General features: G+C 56.8%; 21 protein-coding genes. 11 read left to right on the forward strand and 10 right to left on the reverse strand.

Features of this window, described 5'->3' with window-relative positions:
* Window positions 1–57: 57 nt before the first annotated feature.
* Window positions 58–1,455 (reverse strand): hypothetical protein, encoded by a 1,398-nt coding sequence (locus BLR97_RS08095; protein WP_089704668.1) that lies wholly within the window; start codon window positions 1,453–1,455, stop codon window positions 58–60.
* A gap of 269 nt (window positions 1,456–1,724) precedes the next feature.
* Between BLR97_RS08095 and BLR97_RS08100 the strand changes: the two genes are divergently transcribed.
* The 6 genes from BLR97_RS08100 (at window position 1,725) to BLR97_RS08125 (ending at window position 6,977) form a co-directional block, all read left to right on the forward strand.
* Window positions 1,725–2,114, forward strand: coding sequence for a lysozyme inhibitor LprI family protein (locus tag BLR97_RS08100; RefSeq protein WP_089704671.1), 390 nt, complete (start codon window positions 1,725–1,727; stop codon window positions 2,112–2,114).
* 392 nt (window positions 2,115–2,506) lie between these two features.
* Window positions 2,507–3,172 (forward strand): ABC transporter permease, encoded by a 666-nt coding sequence (locus BLR97_RS08105; RefSeq protein ID WP_089704674.1) that lies wholly within the window; start codon window positions 2,507–2,509, stop codon window positions 3,170–3,172.
* A 42-nt stretch (window positions 3,173–3,214) separates the two neighbouring features.
* Complete coding sequence (locus BLR97_RS08110; protein WP_089704677.1) at window positions 3,215–4,375, forward strand: ABC transporter ATP-binding protein; 1,161 nt, start codon at window positions 3,215–3,217, stop codon at window positions 4,373–4,375.
* A gap of 2 nt (window positions 4,376–4,377) precedes the next feature.
* A complete protein-coding gene (locus tag BLR97_RS08115) occupies window positions 4,378–5,109 on the forward strand; it encodes an ABC transporter permease (protein WP_089704680.1) in 732 nt (243 codons plus the stop codon).
* 45 nt (window positions 5,110–5,154) lie between these two features.
* A complete protein-coding gene (locus BLR97_RS08120; RefSeq protein WP_089704682.1) occupies window positions 5,155–6,036 on the forward strand; it encodes a glycine betaine ABC transporter substrate-binding protein in 882 nt (293 codons plus the stop codon).
* Window positions 6,037–6,134: 98 nt separating this feature from the next.
* A complete protein-coding gene (locus BLR97_RS08125) occupies window positions 6,135–6,977 on the forward strand; it encodes a nitrilase-related carbon-nitrogen hydrolase (protein ID WP_089704685.1) in 843 nt (280 codons plus the stop codon).
* A 42-nt stretch (window positions 6,978–7,019) separates the two neighbouring features.
* On the opposite strand, the gene BLR97_RS08130 is transcribed toward BLR97_RS08125, so the two are convergent.
* Window positions 7,020–8,297: a M24 family metallopeptidase gene (locus tag BLR97_RS08130; RefSeq protein WP_089704688.1), complete on the reverse strand. Its 1,278-nt coding sequence runs from the start codon at window positions 8,295–8,297 to the stop codon at window positions 7,020–7,022.
* Between the two features lie 51 nt (window positions 8,298–8,348).
* A complete protein-coding gene (locus BLR97_RS08135) occupies window positions 8,349–9,230 on the reverse strand; it encodes a HalD/BesD family halogenase (RefSeq protein WP_089704691.1) in 882 nt (293 codons plus the stop codon).
* Between the two features lie 109 nt (window positions 9,231–9,339).
* Here BLR97_RS08135 and BLR97_RS08140 point away from each other — a divergent pair, with 109 nt between their 5' ends.
* Window positions 9,340–10,221, forward strand: a complete 882-nt coding sequence (locus tag BLR97_RS08140) for a LysR family transcriptional regulator (protein ID WP_089704694.1) — start codon at window positions 9,340–9,342, stop codon at window positions 10,219–10,221.
* 73 nt (window positions 10,222–10,294) lie between these two features.
* Here the strand turns inward: BLR97_RS08140 and BLR97_RS08145 are convergent, their stop codons facing one another.
* Window positions 10,295–10,426, reverse strand: coding sequence for an entericidin A/B family lipoprotein (locus BLR97_RS08145; RefSeq protein ID WP_089704697.1), 132 nt, complete (start codon window positions 10,424–10,426; stop codon window positions 10,295–10,297).
* 147 nt (window positions 10,427–10,573) lie between these two features.
* Between BLR97_RS08145 and BLR97_RS08150 the strand changes: the two genes are divergently transcribed.
* Entirely contained in the window at window positions 10,574–10,999 is a 426-nt protein-coding gene (locus tag BLR97_RS08150) for an HIT domain-containing protein (RefSeq protein ID WP_089704700.1), read from the forward strand.
* Here the strand turns inward: BLR97_RS08150 and BLR97_RS08155 are convergent.
* From BLR97_RS08155 to BLR97_RS08170, 4 genes are read right to left on the reverse strand one after another with little or no spacing between them, the layout of a single operon-like run.
* Complete coding sequence (locus tag BLR97_RS08155; RefSeq protein WP_089704703.1) at window positions 10,996–12,009, reverse strand: nickel/cobalt transporter; 1,014 nt, start codon at window positions 12,007–12,009, stop codon at window positions 10,996–10,998. The two genes, BLR97_RS08150 and BLR97_RS08155, sit on opposite strands and share 4 nt — an antisense overlap.
* Window positions 12,006–12,674: a DUF1007 family protein gene (locus tag BLR97_RS08160; protein ID WP_089704706.1), complete on the reverse strand. Its 669-nt coding sequence runs from the start codon at window positions 12,672–12,674 to the stop codon at window positions 12,006–12,008. The genes BLR97_RS08155 and BLR97_RS08160 overlap by 4 nt, the downstream gene beginning before the upstream one ends.
* Window positions 12,671–13,030: a hypothetical protein gene (locus BLR97_RS08165; protein WP_089704709.1), complete on the reverse strand. Its 360-nt coding sequence runs from the start codon at window positions 13,028–13,030 to the stop codon at window positions 12,671–12,673. Before BLR97_RS08165 ends, BLR97_RS08160 begins: the two co-directional genes overlap by 4 nt.
* Window positions 13,027–13,572, reverse strand: a complete 546-nt coding sequence (locus BLR97_RS08170) for a hypothetical protein (RefSeq protein ID WP_089704713.1) — start codon at window positions 13,570–13,572, stop codon at window positions 13,027–13,029. Before BLR97_RS08170 ends, BLR97_RS08165 begins: the two co-directional genes overlap by 4 nt.
* A 92-nt stretch (window positions 13,573–13,664) precedes the next feature.
* Between BLR97_RS08170 and BLR97_RS08175 the strand changes: the two genes are divergently transcribed.
* Both BLR97_RS08175 and BLR97_RS08180 read left to right on the forward strand, forming a co-directional pair.
* A complete protein-coding gene (locus tag BLR97_RS08175) occupies window positions 13,665–14,801 on the forward strand; it encodes a glycerate kinase (RefSeq protein WP_089704716.1) in 1,137 nt (378 codons plus the stop codon).
* Between the two features lie 161 nt (window positions 14,802–14,962).
* Window positions 14,963–15,439 carry a Dps family protein gene (locus BLR97_RS08180; protein ID WP_089704719.1) on the forward strand — a complete coding sequence of 159 codons (477 nt, stop codon included), beginning with the start codon at window positions 14,963–14,965 and terminating at the stop codon, window positions 15,437–15,439.
* Between the two features lie 57 nt (window positions 15,440–15,496).
* Here the strand turns inward: BLR97_RS08180 and BLR97_RS08185 are convergent, their stop codons facing one another.
* Both BLR97_RS08185 and BLR97_RS08190 read right to left on the reverse strand, forming a co-directional pair.
* On the reverse strand, window positions 15,497–16,960 hold the full coding sequence (locus tag BLR97_RS08185; RefSeq protein ID WP_089704722.1) for an aminoacyl-histidine dipeptidase: 1,464 nt from the start codon (window positions 16,958–16,960) through the stop codon (window positions 15,497–15,499).
* Between the two features lie 32 nt (window positions 16,961–16,992).
* Window positions 16,993–19,170, reverse strand: coding sequence for a tRNA(Met) cytidine acetyltransferase TmcA domain-containing protein (locus BLR97_RS08190; RefSeq protein ID WP_089704725.1), 2,178 nt, complete (start codon window positions 19,168–19,170; stop codon window positions 16,993–16,995).
* A gap of 321 nt (window positions 19,171–19,491) precedes the next feature.
* Here BLR97_RS08190 and dctP point away from each other — a divergent pair, with 321 nt between their 5' ends.
* Entirely contained in the window at window positions 19,492–20,595 is a 1,104-nt protein-coding gene (gene dctP, locus BLR97_RS08195) for a TRAP transporter substrate-binding protein DctP (protein WP_089704728.1), read from the forward strand.
* The last annotated feature ends 18 nt before the right edge of the window (window positions 20,596–20,613 follow it).

A 20,613-nucleotide genomic window follows, 5' to 3' on the forward strand; every position in this document is an offset into this window, starting at 1 on the left:
TTGCCTGGGGTTTTGTGGGGAGCGATCAGAAAAGCCGTTACCGACAGAAGGATCGCTTCAGCGCGTTTCTACCTGAACGGAAAGCTGGCTTGGCAGACCCAGCAGGTCTTCGGTGTAGGTCTGCAAGTTGCTTTCAGTTGGCAGTGTGATATCGAGCATCAGTTGGCTAGCACTGCCTTCAAGCAATTCGACCATACCCATCATTACCGACTGGATTTCAGGGCCAAACATCATGCCGAAACCCTGCGCCTGGGTACGGGCCATCTCAACAATCTGAGCCTCTGGCACGCCCTCCATCGTCGCGCCCAAGATGACCAGCCGTTCCAGGAGGCCTTCATCATCCAGCGTTAGCGCGATATCACCGCCAAGCAGTGTGGCCGTATCAAGCAGGCGGGTATCACGTAGAGCATCCATGGGCGCGACATTCTCTGGCAGCACCATCGGCAAATTGAGATCAAGACTCAGGCCCAACGCATCATTTAGCGTGATACGGCTATCTCCGCCTAGCACGCTGTGGCTCTCTTGCTCTTCCCAGCGTCCCGTAAAGTGAGCGTCAAGGGCAAGCTTGCCGCTGCCATCGGTCAGCACATTGCTGACCATGCGCATTTCGGTGCGTTCATCAGGAGGAGCCAAAGTGATCATTCGGTTGAGATCGAGTTCAAACGTCTCTAGCCATATGCCACCTTCACCGTCATTGAAATCGCCATCGACCCGAAAATTACCAAATGATGCGACCAGCGCATCACTCTCGATGGCCATGTTCTCGAACAACATGGCGCCTAGATGCTCCTCCTGTTCACTCTGCATTCCGCGAAGATCGTCGATACGCATCCGCTCCAGAATGAAAGAGCCACTTCCAAAATCACCCAGATCCTCACTATGCATCGCCACGCCGCTGAATTCGAGCATGCCTAAAGCATCCGCCGAGAGGGCTTCACCGCGCACTTTAGCAATCTTTAGACGCCCAGAACTCTGGTGAATATCAAACTCGTCGACAATCTCACTGGCTAGGTCAGAATTAAGATCCAGCGCTATGCCATCAACACTAAAACTTGCTAGATGCAGAGGCGTCTCTCGCATCGCCTCATCGGTGAAGACCGCCATGCCCGGCTTCCCCAAGACCAGGCTCTCAAAGCTCAATAGCGGCAGCTCAGTAAGGCTGTCTTCGACGCGGACGCCCTCCAAGCGAACCTCATCAGGGTTATCGTAGTTACCGATGACAATATAACGCTCGACCTGGAGACGCTCCCCTTCGAGCGTTTCATAAACGATGTCCTCCGCTGTGAATCGGTCACGCATCGTTGCTTTTGAGACATCCCCAAGACTCAGTTCACCGTTGGCAAAGAGAGCCATAAGATCGGACTCAAGACGCTCCGCACTAGCCAAGCTTGGCCCTGCTACCAGTAGGCTACACGCGGCCATACCGACACACGCGGGCTTGAAATGAAATGGCATTTGACAATCTCCATGTGGATAAAGCCGTTGGCTTAGCAGCTTTGCCGCGCCAGACTTGCTACGCTCTGATTGTGGCGGGTGTGAGAACGCCCAAAACATTGTTCCCGCTTTCATAGACACCTTCAGGCCTTATACCGGGTCTCTATGAGCAAGTGCAACAACTGAGGCAATAGGTAAGCTATTGTCATGACTCATTGCTATGAAAAGCCTGCTCTCCCACCTCCACAGGCGTGAGCACTTTTTCCTCTTTGAAGGAGATAAATAAATCCATGCAACGTCAACGCATTCGGCACTATCTACTTGGCGCTACCCTGCTGGTTAGTGCTACCGCTTACGGCGAGGAACCATCGCAATCGCATGCGGCGTGTATGCAGAAGGCCATCAGCACACTCGACATCATCACTTGCATCTCAAGTGAGTATGAACGCCAGGACCAGAGGCTCAATGAAAACTACCAGCGGCTTCGCAGCCAGTTAAGCAGTCGTCGTCGCGAGCAGTTGCTTACCGCCCAACGAGCGTGGATTAAGTACAAGGAAGCCAACTGCGCCTTTTATGCCGATCCTGAAGGGGGGACGCTGGCGCGCGTAAACGCCAATGCGTGCGTGCTAAACGAAACTATCCAGCGAGCGGATGAGCTGGAAAATCTGATGAAACCCTAACAAGACAGCCTAGCAGACAAGATTCTAAGGCTCTTCTGCGCAAACATCGGTAAGGGTGGGCAGAAATTCGACATGACTAGAGTAATACCGTCGTTGGGGTGAACTTCCCCCATTAGTTAGGCGCTTCTTTTGGCCAGCTCTTAAGACCTCAGCCCTGTATTGCACGGGCCCAGGCCTTTCTTACCCCAGGGAAGCTATTGGTTAAAACACGCTCATGACGAACCAATATAACGTCTGCTAATTCAGCCTATTTCGCATCGTCATCCTTATTACCAATAATCGCGCTACCCTTTTGTTAAGCTTCTTCCTTCCATAAAGAGCCCTAAAGGGGCGATGCCTCCTGACGGACGGCGTTCTGGCCACTCACCATTTTTATAATAAGGAGGCTGCGTTTGGAACTACTTCAGTATGCCCTAGACAATGCAAGCCTGCTGCTTTCGCGCACGATAGAGCATATTGCCTTGGTTGGCGTTGCAGTGGGCATTGCCACCTTGACCGGGGTGCCGATAGGTATCGCCATCACCAAAAACGAGCGGGTGGCTCAGGGGGTGCTGTATATGGCTTCCATTATCGTCACTATCCCGTCAATTGCGCTTTTTGGCATCATGATTCCTGTGCTGTCGCTGATTGGGCACGGCATCGGCTATGTACCTGCGGTCATCGCAGTCCTGCTCTACTCCCAGCTTCCTATCATCCGCAACACCTACACGGCGATTAATAACGTTAGCCCCGCCTTGCGAGAAGCCGCTAGGGGCATCGGCATGAGCCCCAATCAGCGCTTGCGTTTGGTTGAAATTCCACTCGCCATACCGGTCATCATGGCGGGGGTTCGCACGGCCGTGGTTCTCAATATTGGCGTCATGGCGATTGCTGCCTATATCGGCGCTGGTGGGTTAGGCACCTTTATCAGCCGGGGTATTTCTCAGTCTGATCCGCGCCAGCTAATCGTCGGCGCGATCGCCGTGAGCCTGCTGGCCATTATCGTTGACTATTCGCTGTTGTATCTACAAAAGCGCCTAACCCCTAGAGGGATGAGCCGTGAGGCCGCGGCGACCTAACGCCTCTTTCCTGATGTAATTTTTAATATAAGAGACACCCATATGATTCGACTTGAAAGCCTGACAAAGGTGTTCGATACACAGAAAGGCGCGGTGGTGGCCGCTGACCATATCGATATGGAAGTGCCGGAAGGGGAAATCTGCGTCCTCTTAGGGCCATCGGGTTGCGGCAAGACCACCACACTTAAGATGATCAATCGGATCGTTAAGCCCACTTCCGGCAAAGTGTTTATCAATGGCGACGATACCACCGGCCTCGACACCCAGACACTGCGCCGCAACATTGGCTATGTGATCCAGCAGATCGGGCTGTTTCCCAACATGACCATCGAGGAAAACATCACCATTGTGCCCAAGCTGTTAGGCTGGGATAAGACCAAATACAAGGCACGGGCACGTGAAATGATGGCGATGATTGCGCTGGAGCCGGATGCGTTTCTAAAGCGCTTCCCCAGCGAATTATCGGGTGGCCAGCAGCAACGTATCGGGGTTGCTCGTGCACTCGCCGCCGACCCGCCGGTGATGTTGATGGACGAACCTTTCGGGGCCATCGACCCGATCAACCGTGCCGTCATTCAAGATGAGTTCCTGAAGATGCAGCAGGATCTCAACAAAACCATCATGTTCGTTAGCCACGACATCGATGAAGCGATCAAAATGGGCGACCGCGTGGCGGTTTTCCGTGAGGGGAAGTTGGTTCAGTACTCCACGCCTGATGATTTACTCGCAGCGCCCAAAAACGCCTTTGTGGAATCCTTCCTCGGCGAAGACCGTGCGCTCAAGCGCCTTAATCTAGTCAAAGTGCGCGAGATTGTCACCGATGAGATCGGCACGGTCATCCCCAGCGACACGCTAGAAAGCGCGCTCGCCAAAATCGACGACTACGGCTACCAAAATGCCATCCTGATGGTCAACGAGCGAAAACAGCCTGCCGGTATTATTAACCGCTCCATCGCCCGCACCACCAAAGGCTACTGCCGCGACCACTTCCAAGCCGTCCCGGCGGTTGTCGATCTCGACGATGACCTACGCAAAGCCGCCTCATTGATGTTTGCCCACGACCAAACCTGGCTGCCCTGCGTCGATAAAGAAGGCACGGTGTGTGGGCAAATTACCCAGCGCGCCATGACCAGCCACTTAGGCGCACGCTACCGCGCTCGCCAGGGGGATGATCGCAAGCCATCGGCGGCCATTAAGGAGTAACCATGCCTATTCGATCCATAAAAGGGGCGCTAAAGGTACTGGTGCTAGTGGCTATTTTTTTCGCCGGTGTATGGAGCCAGTCGAGCGGTGTTATTGATGAGTTCATCTGGTATCTGCCTGACGTCCAGTATTTGATGGTTCAGCATATCTGGCTCACGGCGATGTCGGGTAGCCTAGCGATCATCGTCGCCATTCCGCTGGGTGTTTTGCTCTCCCGCCCGAGCATGGCCAGAGTGGCCGAGTCACTCATGCAAGTGCTCAACGTAGGCACCACTATCCCCACCCTGGCGGTGCTCGCGCTGTCGATGAGCTTTCTAGGCATTGGCGTGTTGCCTGCGGTGTTTGGTCTTTTTGTCGCCACGCTGTTACCGATTACGCGTAACACCTATGCCGGGTTAAAAGGTGTTAACCCGGCACTGATGGAGGCCGCTGCCGGTATTGGCATGTCACCCATGCAGCGGCTTTTCAAAGTCGAGCTGCCCAATGCCCTCTACGTGATTTTTGCGGGAATGCGCACAGCACTCACCATCAATGTAGGCACGGTTCCACTGGCGTTTTTGATCGGCGCTGGCGGTCTCGGTGAGCTGATTTTTACCGGCATTGATCTTTACGACCCGGTCATGATGCTTTCCGGTGCCATTCCCACCGCACTGTTGGCGATCGTGGTCGATGCGCTGATTGCAACTATTGCTTTTCTCATTGTGCCCCGTGGGGTCAACCCCGGTCGCGCTTAAGTTTCACCACCACAGACGTTTCACTAACAAAAGAAGGATTCGATAATGAAAACACTCACCACCGCACTCACAAGCATTGCCCTGGCGAGCAGCGTCTCGCTGGCTAACGCCAACGAAATCAGCGTTGGCGGTAAGAACTTTACCGAGCAGCAGATCCTCGCCACCATGACCACCCAGTATCTGGACAGCCTCGGCTACGATGTTGATAGCCGCGCAGGCATGGGCTCGGCCATTCTGCGCCAAGCCCAGGAAAACGGTCAGATTGACCTTTATTGGGAATACACCGGCACGTCACTGATCAACTACAACGACATCAGCGAAAGCCTAAGCCCTGAAGAAACCTACCAACGGGTCAAGGAACTCGATGCCGAGAAAGGCCTAACCTGGCTTGAGCCGTCGGATGCCAACAACACCTATGCGCTTGCCATGCGCGAAGCGGCCGCCGAGGAACGTGGCATCGAAACGCTCTCCGATCTGGCCGAAGCGGTCAATAATGAGGAAGGCCTGACCTTTGCGCTTAACGCTGAATTCTACGCCCGTGAAGATGGCTGGCGCCCGCTAATGGAAGCCTACGATTTTCGCGTAGGTCGCAGCGAAGTGAGCCGCATGGATACAGGCTTGGTATATCAAGCGCTGCGTGATGAAGAAGTCGACGTTGGCCTTGTGTTTGCCACCGACGGTCGCATCCCTGCCTTTGACTTTTACGTACTCGAAGACGACCAGGGCTTTTTCCCGGCTTATGCCCTCGCCCCGGTAGTACGCACGGAAACCCTGGAAGCTAATCCCGAACTTGCCGACCAGATGAATAAACTCTCGGCGCTGCTCGATGACGAAACCATGGCCGAACTCAATGCCAGCGTGGATGTCGAGCGCGAGTCAATCGAAGACGTATCAAGAAGCTTCCTCGAAGAAAACGATCTGCTCTAACACAGCTAGGCGCTCGTGCATGGCACTGGCATAATGTTTCGCTACAATATCGCCACAAAGCCGCTCCAATGGAGCGGCTTTTTCAATGGGGGAGCCCAATGCACTATCAAAATAAGCTTCGGGTAGGCGCTGCCCAGATCAATACCACGCTTGGCGACGTGAACCATAACCTTGAGCGTCATTTGACGCTGATAGGTGAGGCGCAGCGTGACGGTGTGGAGCTGCTGGTATTCCCCGAACTTTCGCTAACGGGCTATCGGCTGGCCAGCCGGGTAATGCAGGTGGCGATGCCGCTGGAAGACCCACGCCTTAAAGCGCTGGCTGACGCGTGCGGCTTTATGCAGGTGGTGGTCGGCTTTGTGGAAGAGGCGAGCCCCGGTGAGTATTACAACGCGCTGGCCATCTTTCAGCATGGTCAGCTAATGGCCGTGCATCGCAAGCTTAACCTGCCTACCTATGGCGGGTTGGAAGAAGGCAAGTGGTTTACCCATGGCAGTGAGCTCACGCACACCGATATTTGTCCTGGATGGTCCGCCACTCAACTAATTTGTGCCGACTTATGGAATCCGGCGCTCGTGCATGCGGCCCTACTCGCTCGCCCGACGGTGCTTTGCGCGCCGATCAACTCGGCCAGCGGCATCGTCAGCGACGACTTTTCCAATGAAGAAAACTGGGCGTTGAATACCCGGTTTTACGCCATGACCTATGGCACGCCGGTCATTATGGCCAACCGCTTTGGGCCGGAGGGCGACAGCCACTTCTGGGGCGGCTCGCGCATTCTCGGTCCAGGTGGTGAAACGCTCGCGCAAGCCGACGACGAAGAGGCGCTGATCGTGGCCGATCTATCGCGCACCGCGATTGCCAAAGCGCGCTTTGAATTACCTACCCACCGCGATGCCGACACACCGCTGGTGAGGGAACTGATGGAGGGATACCGCTAACGTTGAAGAAGTAACGCTAGCGGCTAGTCAGGCCGATGACACTTACCTATTGAGCAAGGCGTCGTTAAACGGGTAGCGCGAGAGCCGCTCGATACCAGTCTCGGTGATCAATACTTCTTCTTCCAGCTTAACGCCATCGGCAGCGCCTACTTCGCCAATGTAGCTTTCCACCGATACCACCATACCCGGCTCGAGAACACCGTCCTTGGAGAAGCGGTCGAAATCCATGTGGTGAGCCACCAGCGGGGTTTCGCCGTGCATCCCCACCCCGTGAATGATCGAGGGGTAGCGGCGGTCGATAAACCGCTCGGGGATTTTCCACGCCTGCTCGGCAATTTCACGGTAGCTAATGCCCGGCTTGAGCAAGCCCATATTGTGCTGCACCTGATCGTAGGCCATGCGGTATATTTCACGCTGGTAGGAAGATGGCTTGCCCGGCCCAACATGAAAGGTGCGCGAGAAATCCGAGTAGTAGCCATGGCAGCCGATGGTATCGGTATCTAGCGCCACCAGTTCACCGGGGCGGATCTTGCGGTCGCTGGCTTCGTTAAACCAAGGATTGGTGCGCGGCCCGGAGGACAGCAAGCGGGTTTCGATAAACTCACCACCGCCTCTTATCACCTCGCCGTACATGATCGCGAACAGCTCGTTTTCGGTAATGCCCGGTTTAATCGCGGCTTCGACTTCTGCCACGGCGGCTTCACTGGCGGCCATCGACTGCGCCAAGCAGGCGATTTCCTCGGGCGTTTTGATGCGACGACAATGCAGCGTGTCCTGCATGCAATCGTAGACATCAAGCCCTTGCGCTTCTAACGCACGCGCTAGGTTGAGTGCACAGCGGTCGAGCCCGACTTTTTTGTTGCCTTTACCGTGTTCTTTGACTAGATCGGCAATCTCAACCCCAAAAGGGTCAGATGACATGCCGTCGCGCTGATTAACCGCCGACCACACCACTTTGGAGGTACGCGCCTCATCGATGGTTTCAAGCCAGGTGGAAACATGCGCGCTGCCGGGGTATTCGAACAGAATAATCGGCCCGTCCAGCGGCACGTAGACGTAACGCGTTGAGTTGCGCAAAAAGTAGCCAAACATGTTGCGCGAGCCGGTCGCATAACGCTGGTTATTGGGGTCAAACAGCACCAGCGCCGCGTACCCTTCTTCCGCCATCATGGCACGCAGTCGCTCAAGGCGACCGGCGCGAAGCTGCTTGGGATCAAACGCGGTGGGAATACTATCGCCGTTGCCCATGGGGGCTGACGGGACGACCGGAATGTTATCCGGCTCGTTATCAGTAAGGCTTTCGCTTTCGACAATGCTCATGGATATCTCGCATCGGGAGTGGGGTCAGGAGGTAACGAGGGCGAAGCGAGGTTAATCCGCCAGACTATCGCTACGCTGCATGCCGTCTTTAAGGATTCGTTCATGAACCGGCGCCATGCGGCCGAAGATACGCTGCGCGCGTTCTGGGCGACCCACGAAGCCAGGCTCCTTGGCATAGGCGAAGATAACGGTGTGGCGCTCTTTATCGCCCTCAACCGGCGTGACGCGGTGGAGCGAATAACGGCCAAAGAAAATCTGCAAATCACCCGGCTGAAGATCGAGCGCTTTCAAGCGTGAGCGGTCACCATCGATGACTTTTTCTACCTCAGCGAAGTTTTCCCCCTCGGGGCTACGAATCCCCGGCGCATACTCAAAGCGCCCGCCAGCGTGGGATTGCCGGGTCATCATGGTGACGATGAACTCGTTGGTGTCGTAGTGCCAAGGATGCTGGCAGCCCTCGCGCAACACATTCACCACCAGGTCAGCCAGCGGGTCAGCGTATTGGTGGATGGTTTCGAGACCTACCACCGCGCCGATAAAACGTTGGAACGCTGGATTCTCGTACACCTGGCGAATAATGGTGTCATGGTCGATACAATCACCGGCGACAAAACCGTTGGTACGGTCATCAAAACGATTTTTGGGATGGCTGGCCGGCAGCGAGGGGTCGCCGTCGCTGTTGTAGGGGTTTGTCTCGGTTTGGTTGTAGTGAGCGTCCGGCGATAGCCGTTCCGTTTCACGCTCAAGCCGGGCTAGCGCTTCTTCAGGGACGAAGTTCTTAAGCACCACGCAGCCGTCTGCTTCTAGCTGGCGACGGCAGTCGGCGATAAACGCCTCCCCGTTGGATGAGGCCAATTCATTGATCGGATATCGTTCAAGATCAATCAGCCCGTCAAGTGCATTGGCGGATTGTGCGGTCGCCGTCATCGGCATAGCGGTCACTCTCCTGTCGCATTAATGTTCTCATAGACAGGCTAGTGAAGGCTCTTCCATAATAGAAATGAATAGTTGAGATAACACCCATTTAAAAGACTCATTCATTATGGACACGGATTTACTACGCGCGTTTGTCACCGTTGCAGAATGCCAAGGGTTTAGCGCGGCCGGTAAAGTGCTGCACCGAACGCAATCAGCGATGAGCTTACAAATAAAGCGCCTTGAAGATCAGATGCACCAAGCGCTTTTTGAGCGCACCAGCCGGAGCGTTTTGCTTACGGCGGCGGGAGAGCGCCTGCTTCCCTACGCGCGCCATATGCTCAAGCTGGAAGATGAGGCCAAAGATTTACTCAAAGGCGAAACCCACGGCGAAATCATTCGGCTAGGCACATCCGAAGAGCAGGCCGCCACCTACTTGCCCGATCTACTCCCCCGCTTCTCAACTCAGTTCCCGCATATTCAACTAGAAGTGCAGTGTGATATCAGTGACGCCTTGGTTAAGCGATTCCAGGAAGGGTTATTAGACATTGTGCTGTCGGTGCGGCATAAACCCACCCAATCCGGTCAATTACTCGGCTGGGAGCCGATGGTCTGGGTCATGGCCGATCACGCATCGCTTGAGCAATGGCAAACACTGCCATTGGCCCTCAACCCAGAGGGCTGCATTTTTCGGGCGCACGCCCTCTCCGCGCTAGGTCGCGAGGAAACACGCTGGGAACTTCGTTACGTCAGCCAATCCCCAACGGGCATTAACGTTCCGGTACAAAACGGGCTGGCGATAACAGTTAAAACACCGCGTAGCGTACCGTTAGGCTGTCGAATCATAACGGAAGCCGAGGGGCTGCCTCACTTAGGGCATGTCGAAATTGAGCTGCACCAACGCCCTGGGCACACCAGTGAAGCGTTTCAGGCTTTGTGCCAATCGCTCGAAGGTGTGGTCGCGGAGCATGAGTCGATTGCCTGTCTGGGCGATAGGGGGAGGTCATAGGTAGAGAATCACCCCTTTATATAACGCAGTAGGCCGACGCTTAGCGCCGGCCCATAAAGACGCTAGGCAGTGTTTAGCTTGCGGCGTCTTGAACGGCTTCACCGCCTTCTTCAACGTCCTGACCTGCACCACTGATCGTGTTACAACCTGCCAGCGCGCCGGCGGACATCAAAAGAATGAAGCTCATCGCGAGTAGTTTTTTCATGAGTGTTCTCCTTAACAAATCATTGAATATCGGGATGCTCCGACTCAAACGTATGAGTGAAGTACTCTCTCAGGGTAACAGTCTTTTGATAACTTCGCCTTCTCGGGCAAGACGCGGCACAACATTGCTGAACAAAGGAACGACACCATGACGACGTTTGTGCTTGATGAACGCTTGGCGTGCGACACTCAACATCTCGCGGATTTGCCACTGTGTCGCGCGCTGTTGATGCTGGATGCGCGCTACCCCTGGGTTGTGCTAGTGCCCCGTCGTGAGGGACTAAGCGAGGTTTTCGAATTGACCACTGCCGAACAGCAGCAACTATGGCGGGAGGCGAGCCAGTTGGGGCAGGCAATGAAAGCCGCCTTTGGCGGTGACAAGGTGAATATCGCCACGCTGGGTAACGTGGTCAGTCAGTTGCACGTTCACGTCGTGATCCGCTATCACGAGGACGCTGTTTGGCCGGCACCTGTGTGGGGCAATGGCGTTGCCGAACCTTATTCAGCCAGCCAACTAACAACGATGCAGGCGCGCCTGTTAGAGCTTATCAATACGCTCGACTTTGCGCGCTAGCGATCACCGGTCAGGGGGTTGCTGGATTGGGTGGGTGGTGCGCCGAGCACAGGGTCACCTACCGGCTGCGCTACCCCCGCTGCCCAGAGCGAGATGCCTAGCGCAACAATGACCATACCACCAGCAAGCGCAACCCAGCCGGTCACCCGCTGCGCGCGCTGATAGGTGGTACCTTGCCGCGCTAAACGCCGCTGGGCCCAGCCCCGCGCCACGACACTGGCCAAGGCTAGCATTGAAACCGTTAGCCCTGTGCCCAGTGACATGGCCGCGACGGCGGCAACGCCAACCACAAACTGACCCAACAAGCCCGCCGCCCCCAGCATCAACACGGCCCCGCTACACGGCCGCATACCAATAGCGCCGACGGTCATTAGCGCGGTGCGCCAATCAAGCGATTGCTGGGGGCTGATATGGTGGCCACCACAGCATTGATGGTCGTGGTCGTGGTCGTGGTCGTGGTCGTGGTCGTGGTCGTGGTCGTGGTCGTGGTCGTGGTCGGCAGCAGCGTAGGCGCGACGCAACTGGCCGATGGCACGCCAGCAAAGCCATGCGCCCAAGGCAGCCACCAATAGAAAGCTTACGTACTCCACCCACACCACGCTCCCCATTGCCTGGCGCGTTACCCAGCCAAGGCCATAGACCAGGACGGCCACTAAGGCGATGGCCGTTAGCCCTTGGAGAAGCGCGGCTGCAAATGATAACCCCAGCGCGCGACCCACTGCGCCACCGTGGGACATCAAAAACGTCGCCAACACGGCTTTACCGTGCCCTGGCCCCGCGGCATGAAAGACCCCGTAACCAAAGCTCACGCCCAGTAGTGCTAACCATGTGGTCGCCGCTGACTCCTGAGAAAATGCGGTTAGCGCCAGCGTAAGCTCGCGATGCAGTTCCCGCTGCCAGCCAAGTAAGGTGTAACTAAACGATGACAGCCCACCGTGCCAGACCGCGTAGCCAAGCACGATAAGCGCCAACCCTAACAGGCACAGCCACGATAAACGCCGCAAGGTCATGGGCACACCACTTGGCCCGTTTCGGCGAAGAAACGCCCCAGGCCGGGTTCGCCGCTTTCATCCACATCCAAACGCGACGCTGCTATTACCCGTTCAGGATCAGGATCCGCGGGCAGCACGGTTAGCACACACGCCGGCATATCGCGCAACACCAGGGCATCGTCGCGGGGCTGATCGTCTTCTGCTTCGTGCACCACCTCAAGGTAATAAGTCGGGTCGTATACCTGATATTCCAGGGTGTTTCCACTGAGCGACGGCGCTGCGGAGAGCGGCAGGATAAAAATAAACGTCAGCCGTCCATCACGCTGCATGGCGGTGTATTCGCTCACCTCGCCTAGCGGCTGTCGCTCGCCATCAACCCGCACTTCGGTGAAATAGTTTTGCTGGGAAAGGTTATCGCGTATTTCACTTCCCAGTTGGTCCAGCCCGGCATCCAGCGTTGTTCCTTCCACTCGCTGCAGTTCTTCAAACACCACCAAGCTGTAAAAGGGATCCATACGCCAGGTTTGATGAAGACCGGTTACCCGCCCTTCGTCATCCGTAAGAATGCGCACGCTGATATCAATCCAACCATGGGGATGGCCCATTGCCTGGACGCTGACCAATAGGCTCAGTGCCACTAACCAGCGCCCTAACCCGCGCGAGGTGATAACAGGAAACGTCATGGTGCGAGCCCCATCCGTTGTTGAAGGGCCACTAACCAAGGATCCAGGCGGATGGGCGGGAACGGCTGCTCACCCCGCCAGGCTGAGATACGTACTCGGCTTGCACTGCCCATCGGGTCTACGTCGAGAATTAAGCGGTATCTCGGCCAGCGCGACAACACGCTTTCCGCACGACCTAAATCAAGGTCAGCGTGTCGCACGACATAGCCTTCTTCCACCATCAGGCTAACCGCCGCGCGAAAGGTTTCTTCAGCCGGCGCTTGATAAACCAATTCGCGTGGCTCTGGGGACGGCGTCGTCGCACAACCGGTCAGTACGATTAACGAGCCTAGCGAGACCCAGTGAATCCATCTCATGGTGTACGGTCTCCTGTGGCCGTTTGCGCGCTCAGGGCATGCTGTAAACGCTGGCAGAACGACTCAGTGCTTGCACTGCGACCCTCGCGCAGGCTGCCATATTGATCAAAACGACGAATATCACGTGAGACACGCATGTGACGCTGATCCCACAATAGCGACACCCGTTCTACCTCAATGGGCGGCTGGCCAAAACCACCCCCCAAGCCGATCCCCAATCGTGTGCCGCCGCCAATACCCAGCCCGCCGAATAGATGCAACGCGGAGCCTGAACGAAACCGCGGCGATGCGTAAAGGTCTGAATAGCCATGCAGCTCTTGGGTGCGGCTGGCGCTGAGCAGCCCCAAATTGGTATCGCTGGCATCCAAGCTGAACCCCCACTCGGTCAATACATCGACGCTGGCGGTCAAGGTGGACGGTGCATCGATGGGGAAGTAGCACGCCGCTGCGGGAGGTGGCTCCGCCCTGGGAAGCGATGAGGGCACGGCTTGGCACCCGCCAAGAGCGAGTAGACATACGAAACTAAAAGGCGTCAACTTCATAACCGCTCCTTGGGTTGGCGGATGGTGCTAGTTTGGCGCAGCGCTGCACGCTAAGCTCGCTTTACAGACCACAATCGACGGAGATGGTGCCCATGCATATTCTGTTCTGCCCCGACAGTTTCAAAGACGCACTCAGTGCCGAGGACGCGGCGCATGCCATGGCCCGGGGCGCGCAGCGGGCGGCTCCTCATCTTCGCCCACTCATCTGCCCACTGGCAGATGGCGGCGAGGGAAGCCTTGACGCGCTGATCGCCGCCACGGGCGCTGAGCGACGCCACCAAACAGTGCAGGATGCGCTTGGCCGCCCACGTTTGGCAGCGTGGGGTTGGCTAGCTGAGCAGCGTACCGCGTTTATTGAGCTGGCAGAAGCCAGCGGATTGCAATCACTTGCAGAGCACGAACGCGACGCGCGCCATACCTCCACCTATGGTGTCGGCCAATTGTTTCTTGCGGCGCTCGACCAAGGGGCTGAAAAAGCGTTGCTGTTATTAGGCGGCAGCGCCACCAACGATGGCGGTGCCGGGATCCTTCATGCGCTGGGCGCCGAACTGCTTGACGGCCAAGGTCAAGCGCTGCCCCCCGGTGGTGCGGCACTCGCCAACTTAGCAACGCTTTCCCTCGAGGGGCTAGACCCACGGCTTGGAAAATTGCGTGTTGAAGCCGCGGTCGATGTCGATAACCCGCTGTTGGGGAAACGCGGCGCCAGCGCCGTGTTTGGGCCCCAGAAAGGCGCTTCGCCCGCCGATGTTCAACAGCTCGACCAAGCCCTTGGCCATTTTGCCGATATAACAGCTCAGGTGTTGGGCCACGACGAGCGCAATCTTGCCGGTGCTGGGGCGGCAGGCGGCATGGGGTTCGCTGCCCGAGTGTTTCTCAACGCCACGCTTAAGCCAGGCATTGACCTGCTGATGCAACAAACCGGTTTTTCCGACTTACTCGCCGAAGCTGGCTTAGTGATTACCGGCGAGGGACGCCTGGACGGCCAAAGCCTCGCGGGTAAAACCCCCATTGGCGTAGCCCGAGCGGCCCAGCAACAACATAAGCCCGTCATTGTGCTAGCGGGTAGCTTAGGCGACGGCTGGCAGGCCTGCTTCGATGAAGGGGTTACGGCCGCTTTTGCTCTCGCCGACGGCCCCATGACGTTAAATGAGGCGCTACCGCGTACGGCGGAGCTGCTCGAATCGCGCTGCGAAAGCCTGATTCGGCTATGGCAAGCGTCTCGCCCTTGAAAAGCGATCGCTTCGCCAGCACTTAATAAGTATCCGTTATTGGGTAATGCGCAAGCGCTATAGCCGTGATGCAAAAAACTTGTTTTGCAATGCAACCGCTGCCGCTTACCCTAACTATCAGCATTTGTCGCCGCGTGGCGACGCCAATCAGGAGGCAGGACATGTCCGATACCAATAGCATCGGCCTTCACGAAGGCAGTGCCAGCCAGTTGGCAGAAAAGCTTAACCACCTGCTCGCCAACTACCAGATTTTTTATATGAACGTCCGGGGCTACCACTGGAACGTAAGAGGTAACGATTTTTTCGAGCTGCATGCTAAGTTCGAAGAGTTTTACACCGACCTGCTCACTAAAGTCGATGAAGTCGCCGAACGTATCCTCACCCTGGGCCACAAGCCGGTACACGCTTATAGTGACTACATTGAGCTGTCGCGCATTCAGGAAGATAAAGACGTTCACGACGGTACGGCCTGCGTTAATGGCGTGTTGCGCGGCTATCAAGCGTTGATTGAACTGCAGCGCGAATTGCTATCTATTGCGTCGGACGCTGACGATGAAGGCACCGCATCACAAGCGAGTGACTACATCCGCGAGCAGGAAAAAACCGTCTGGATGCTTAACGCTTATCTGAGCAAATAAGCCTTAGTCAGCATCAAGATGAGATGAAAACGGCACCCACGAGGTGCCGTTTTACGTTCAAGGTTTAGCCAACGCCTCAACCAGGGTTCTCAGCAAGCGCCAAAACTCATCTACCGTTGCCAGCTCAACGCGCTCATCCGGCGAATGCGCACCGCGAATCGTTGGGCCGAACGAAATCATATCGAGATGCGGGTACTTACTGCCCAAAATCCCACACTCAAGGCCCGCGTGGATCACTTTGACCTCGGGTTCTTTTCCAAGCAGTGCCTGGTGACAGGCTTTAAACCGCTCGAGCAGTTCCCCATCCGGGTTAGGCACCCAGCCTGGATAACTGTTCTCCACATTGACCCGCGCGCCAATCAGACCAAACAGGGCTTTAAAACGATCCGCCATGGCGGCCACTGCACTGTCGTGTAGCGATCGTACCAAGGCACACAGGTGGAACCGCCCTTTCGCCAGGCTTACCACGCCAAGATTATTAGACGTTTCAACCACCCCAGGCACGTCGGCGCTCATCCGCTCGACGCCGCACGGCGCCACGTGTAACGCTGCCACTAGCATGACACTGGCATCCAGCGTCAATGGCTCAACGTCCTGCTGCGGGCTGAGCGATTCGGCCACTAGTTGCATCCCGTCATCGCCGCTACCCAATTCGCGGCGCAGCGTTTGCGCTAATTCATTGATGATAGTTAGCGCTTCTTGTTGCTCGTCGCTGGGCAAGGCAATTTCGGCAAATGCCTCGCGAGGAATAGCGTTGCGCAGCGTGCCTCCCCGGTAATCCAGCAGCCTTGCATCCACATGTTCTAGCGCCCTTAGTACGCGCACCAACAGCCGATTCGCGTTACCCAGCGGCTGATGAATATCCATGCCCGAGTGGCCACCTTTCAAGCCGGTCAGCGACAACTTGAGCACACACTCGTCGGACTCCAGCGCCTTGGTGGGTAGCTGGGCATCCACGACCACGTCGGCCCCACCCGCACAGCCAATAAAGACTTCGCCGTGATCTTCGCTATCGAGATTTAATAACCGGGTTCCTTCAAGCCAATTATCGGCCAACTGCAGCGCGCCCCCCATTGAGGTTTCTTCCTCGAGGGTAAACAACGCCTCCAGCGGCCCGTGGGTGAGATCAGGGTCTTCAAGCAGCGCTAAAATCGCGGCCACACCTAAGCCGTTATCAGCGCCTAACGTCGTACCGTTGGCGTGCAGCCAACCATTGGCTACATAAGTATTAATCGGATCACGTTGAAAATCGTGCTCATGCCCGGCATTGGCCTGGGCGACCATATCCAGATGGCCTTGTAAAATGAGTCCTGGGACGCCTTCATACCCTGGCGTCGCCGCCTTACGTAGACGTAAATTACCAAAGGCATCACGGTCGTGGGCGATACCCATGCCTTCGGCCCAGTCCTCCAGCAGCGCGACGAGCGCTGCCTCATGTCCCGAGGGGCGTGGCGTATTACACAACGTGCGAAAATGCCGCCACACAAGCGCGGGGGTCAACGTATCAAGATGTTGGTTCATGGGGACTCTTTATCATGGATAACCCGGCCACTTTAACGGTCTCCGACGGCGGGGGGAAGCGGTCGCTGGGCTAGCAACGCTCGCACCCCATCGCGCAGCGCACGCACTGAATCCCCAGGCGCATCGGCAAGCGGTTGATTCTGGAACGCCCAGGCAGCCAGTTGCTGGTGCGCTGATTGGCTATCGGCTGACAGCGGCCAGCGGGTCGCCTCACGCGCCAATGCCTGCAAGGAGGCACGCGCCAGCGCCGGTGACCGGTGGGCCGTCGCCACATCGTCAATATCCTGCCACTCGGTGACGGTTAACGGTTGTTCCGGCAGCTCGTTGATCAGCAGACTGACCACCGCTGCAGGTAATCGCGCCAGTTCGAATGCCAACAAGCTGGGCAGTGAGGCGACAAACCGCTCGTGGAGGGCGTTCAACACCGTTTCACCGGCTTGATTCATAGCGCTGGCCACCATGACCGCAAACTCACCACTCGATGCTTCACGGGTAACGCCTAAGCGCACTGTGACAAAGCCTTGAGCGCGCCAGAAGCGCAACAGCCCCGCATCGGCACCAAAGGTCGCGCCATACAACATAACCCCCTGCGCCGCCGCCTCACGCTGGTCGTCGTCTAGCAACGCGCGCCCTAGTCCTTGACGACGCTGATCGGGATGACTGGCGATGCGCACCACGCGACGCCAACGCGCCGTCAATGCCTCACGGCATCCCGAATGCGCCGCTAACGACTGCGCCATTAAATGCCCTTGGGGCCGACGTTCTCCACGTGCCACTTGGTCTGCAAGGTCTCGTGTAAACTGCCCTTCTTCGCGGGTCACCAGCACCGCCTGTGGGCGTTGTCGTTGGCCGATAACCCGCAAGCGCATACCGGGCCCGTCCAGCAGTTGGCGCAAGTCACTGGGTGTGGTGCGGTAGTGAGACTGGACCAGCAAACCGAATAGTTGAGCGAGGTCGCCCTCGCGCTCGGCTAGCTCACTCTGAGCCACCTCGTAAGAGCTGGACGGCGGCGGTAACGCTTCCCTCGCGGCGGGCAACGGTGCGTTTAACAGCAGCAGTTGGTTGAGCGTTGCCTCAAGCGGATCCGACGCCTGCCAACGAACCGGCGTGTTTAGCGTCAGCGCCTTCCAATTCGGTGTCTGCGCATCCAACACATGGCGAAAGCGCAATGCGAATCCGCGCCCTGAGCCTTCATAGCCGTGCACAGTGGTGGCAAAGGCAATCCGTGGAAAGGCCGCCAACCACTCCGCTAACAGTGGTGCGGGTAGCGCCGCGGCTTCATCAACCATCAAATAACGCCCATCGCTGCCCAGCGTGCCTGCCGACACCTGCTCGGCCAGCGCATCGGACGGAACGAACAAAAGCTCTGCTCCACTGGCGAGTACAAACCGATCAGCGGCGGTGCGACTCCCCTCGGGGCATAACGCTGCCACCCGTTCAAACAGACTCTCAACAGCGGCTAAGCGCGGCGCGGTGACCATCACCCGCGATGTTTTCGACTGCAACAAGCGAGCACAGGCAATACCCAAGGCAGCGCTTTTGCCCCGACCTCGATCGGCAGTGATAACTATAGGTCGACGTCGCTTGATGCCCACTAACGCTTTAACGGCCGCGGCTTGATCCACGGTGATGCAATCAGTATCCCTGGGCGCTTCGAGGGGCGGTGGCGTGGCGCATAGCCGACCAAGCCTCGGCAGCGCATCAGGCGTCCAATGGGTAATATCCACCGACGCCTCAAGTTGAGTGCTAAGGCGTGCTAAGTAGTGAGAGGTAAGATCCGTCCAGCTCCACGGATAATCGGCGATGCGCGCATAATCCGGGTCTGGCTGCTGGCCCCAGTTATCGGGTGTAAGCAGCACCAACAGTCCTCCCGCTGCTAAGGTACCGCCTATTGCCCCCAGCGCATCAGGGTTGAAGCCACCCGCCTCAGCATGAGCATCCACCACAACAAGTTGGTGTTCGGTACCTAAGCGCGCGACTGTCTGGCTGGCCTTCATAGCAGGCTTTACGGGCGCGCTCGCGCCTACCCATAGTGGGTCATGCCAAGGCAGGGCTCGCCAAAGCGATGACGCCAGCGCTTGGCAGCGTTGGGGATCGCCATGTAGCCACACCAGCTGTCGCCAATGCCGCCTGGCTAATCGCCGCGCCTGTTGAGCTAATAGCGTGACCGATCGTGACGCAACGTCTTCGCCAGTTGATAAAGGGGGCATAACGGCTCCTTAATAGGGCGAACAGCTTGCAACTTTGGTTGTATTGGCGCGCCTCTTTCAACGGTTTTCACACCTAGAACCTAGCCATTCAGTTCACTCAAGTAATAATAACATTATGATTTTATGCAAAATAATAACTGTCTGAAGAGCGTCTACTGGTTCCTAGTTGTGAAATAACTGATGTTGCATTGCAACGGCCAGAGTGTGCTAATTTAACACTGCAGGGCATTCATGCCTTAACGTAAACGTAAAGTACGCTGACTGCCCTACCCGCATCCTTAAATATCTAATAAATAAACGGCGACCCACAGGATCTACAACATGAAAAAAACTGCCAAGTTTGCCATCACCGGCCTAGCGGCGGGTGTCGCACTAGCCGCACTTTCCTCGACGGCCCATGCTCAACAAGAGTGGACCATGACCACCACCTGGCCCGATAACCTGGATCTGATCAAAATCGACCAGCACTGGGTCGAATTGGTCAACAAGCTCGCCGGCGAAGAACTGCAGATCAACTTCCGCGCTGGCGGCACACTGATGCCTGGTACCGAAGTGTTTGACGCCACCCAAACCGGCGCTATTCAAGCCTCGGGCGATTGGCCTGGTTACTGGGCCGGCCTTAGCCCCGCATTCTCGCCGCTCGCCACCACCACCAGCCTGTTCAACGGCGTTGATTACCTCAACTGGATTCAGCAGTGGGGCGGTTTTGAGCTCTACCAAGAAGTCTACGGCAACTACAACATGGTGTACCTGCCCTACGGTATTACCAACAACGAATCCGGCTTTATGGGCAATACGCCCATCGAGAGCATTGCTGACCTCGAAGGCAAGCGCTTACGCCTCTCTGGCCGTGACCAAGGCCGCGTCCTCGAAGAGTTGGGCGGCTCACAGGTCACTCTCGCCGGTGGCGAAGTGTACCAAGCGATTGAGCGTGGCGTGATCGACGCAGGTGAATTCTCAACACCTGGCGTTGACTACAATGCCGGCTTCTCAGAAGTGGCGGATTACTGGTCAACGCCGGGCTGGCACCAATCCGCTAGCGTCTTCGGCGTCATGATCAACAAAGAAGCGTGGGACGAACTGTCCGAAGAAACGCAGGAAACGCTGAAAATCGCGGCCGACGCTACCATGGCATGGTCGCTGGCATGGTCAGAACGTCAGTCGACTGAAGCGACGGTGAAGTTCCAGGAGGATGGCGTTGAAATCAGTACCCTATCAGCTGAAGATCTTGCCACAATTCAAGACGCGACCAACGAAGTGATTCTGCGCGGCGCCTGTGAAGACCCGATGCACGCAAAAGTCTATCATTCCATGATCAGCTACATGGAACACTACGCTAACTGGCGTGATGTGACCGTGCCGTTCAACATGAGCCGTTCTATCGATAACTTGCCGTCGCTCGAAGAAATCGAAGCCTGCATGTAATTTGCAACCGTAACCGCC

Source organism: Vreelandella arcis (assembly GCF_900103865.1).
Taxonomy (GTDB): Bacteria; Pseudomonadota; Gammaproteobacteria; order Pseudomonadales; family Halomonadaceae; genus Vreelandella; species Vreelandella arcis.

Excerpts from the sequence above, each read along its gene's own strand:
- BLR97_RS08125 (WP_089704685.1), top strand. The coding sequence starts at position 6,135 with ATGCACTATCAAAATAAGCTTCGGGTAGGCGCTGCCCAGATCAATACC.
- BLR97_RS08190 (WP_089704725.1), bottom strand. The coding sequence starts at position 19,170 with ATGCCCCCTTTATCAACTGGCGAAGACGTTGCGTCACGATCGGTCACG.
- BLR97_RS08180 (WP_089704719.1), top strand. The coding sequence starts at position 14,963 with ATGTCCGATACCAATAGCATCGGCCTTCACGAAGGCAGTGCCAGCCAG.
- BLR97_RS08185 (WP_089704722.1), bottom strand. The coding sequence starts at position 16,960 with ATGAACCAACATCTTGATACGTTGACCCCCGCGCTTGTGTGGCGGCAT.
- BLR97_RS08140 (WP_089704694.1), top strand. The coding sequence starts at position 9,340 with ATGGACACGGATTTACTACGCGCGTTTGTCACCGTTGCAGAATGCCAA.
- BLR97_RS08155 (WP_089704703.1), bottom strand. The coding sequence starts at position 12,009 with ATGACCTTGCGGCGTTTATCGTGGCTGTGCCTGTTAGGGTTGGCGCTT.
- BLR97_RS08120 (WP_089704682.1), top strand. The coding sequence starts at position 5,155 with ATGAAAACACTCACCACCGCACTCACAAGCATTGCCCTGGCGAGCAGC.
- BLR97_RS08110 (WP_089704677.1), top strand. The coding sequence starts at position 3,215 with ATGATTCGACTTGAAAGCCTGACAAAGGTGTTCGATACACAGAAAGGC.
- BLR97_RS08095 (WP_089704668.1), bottom strand. The coding sequence starts at position 1,455 with ATGCCATTTCATTTCAAGCCCGCGTGTGTCGGTATGGCCGCGTGTAGC.
- BLR97_RS08150 (WP_089704700.1), top strand. The coding sequence starts at position 10,574 with ATGACGACGTTTGTGCTTGATGAACGCTTGGCGTGCGACACTCAACAT.
- BLR97_RS08130 (WP_089704688.1), bottom strand. The coding sequence starts at position 8,297 with ATGAGCATTGTCGAAAGCGAAAGCCTTACTGATAACGAGCCGGATAAC.
- dctP (WP_089704728.1), top strand. The coding sequence starts at position 19,492 with ATGAAAAAAACTGCCAAGTTTGCCATCACCGGCCTAGCGGCGGGTGTC.
- BLR97_RS08145 (WP_089704697.1), bottom strand. The coding sequence starts at position 10,426 with ATGAAAAAACTACTCGCGATGAGCTTCATTCTTTTGATGTCCGCCGGC.
- BLR97_RS08100 (WP_089704671.1), top strand. The coding sequence starts at position 1,725 with ATGCAACGTCAACGCATTCGGCACTATCTACTTGGCGCTACCCTGCTG.
- BLR97_RS08135 (WP_089704691.1), bottom strand. The coding sequence starts at position 9,230 with ATGCCGATGACGGCGACCGCACAATCCGCCAATGCACTTGACGGGCTG.
- BLR97_RS08160 (WP_089704706.1), bottom strand. The coding sequence starts at position 12,674 with ATGACGTTTCCTGTTATCACCTCGCGCGGGTTAGGGCGCTGGTTAGTG.
- BLR97_RS08165 (WP_089704709.1), bottom strand. The coding sequence starts at position 13,030 with ATGAGATGGATTCACTGGGTCTCGCTAGGCTCGTTAATCGTACTGACC.
- BLR97_RS08170 (WP_089704713.1), bottom strand. The coding sequence starts at position 13,572 with ATGAAGTTGACGCCTTTTAGTTTCGTATGTCTACTCGCTCTTGGCGGG.
- BLR97_RS08175 (WP_089704716.1), top strand. The coding sequence starts at position 13,665 with ATGCATATTCTGTTCTGCCCCGACAGTTTCAAAGACGCACTCAGTGCC.
- BLR97_RS08115 (WP_089704680.1), top strand. The coding sequence starts at position 4,378 with ATGCCTATTCGATCCATAAAAGGGGCGCTAAAGGTACTGGTGCTAGTG.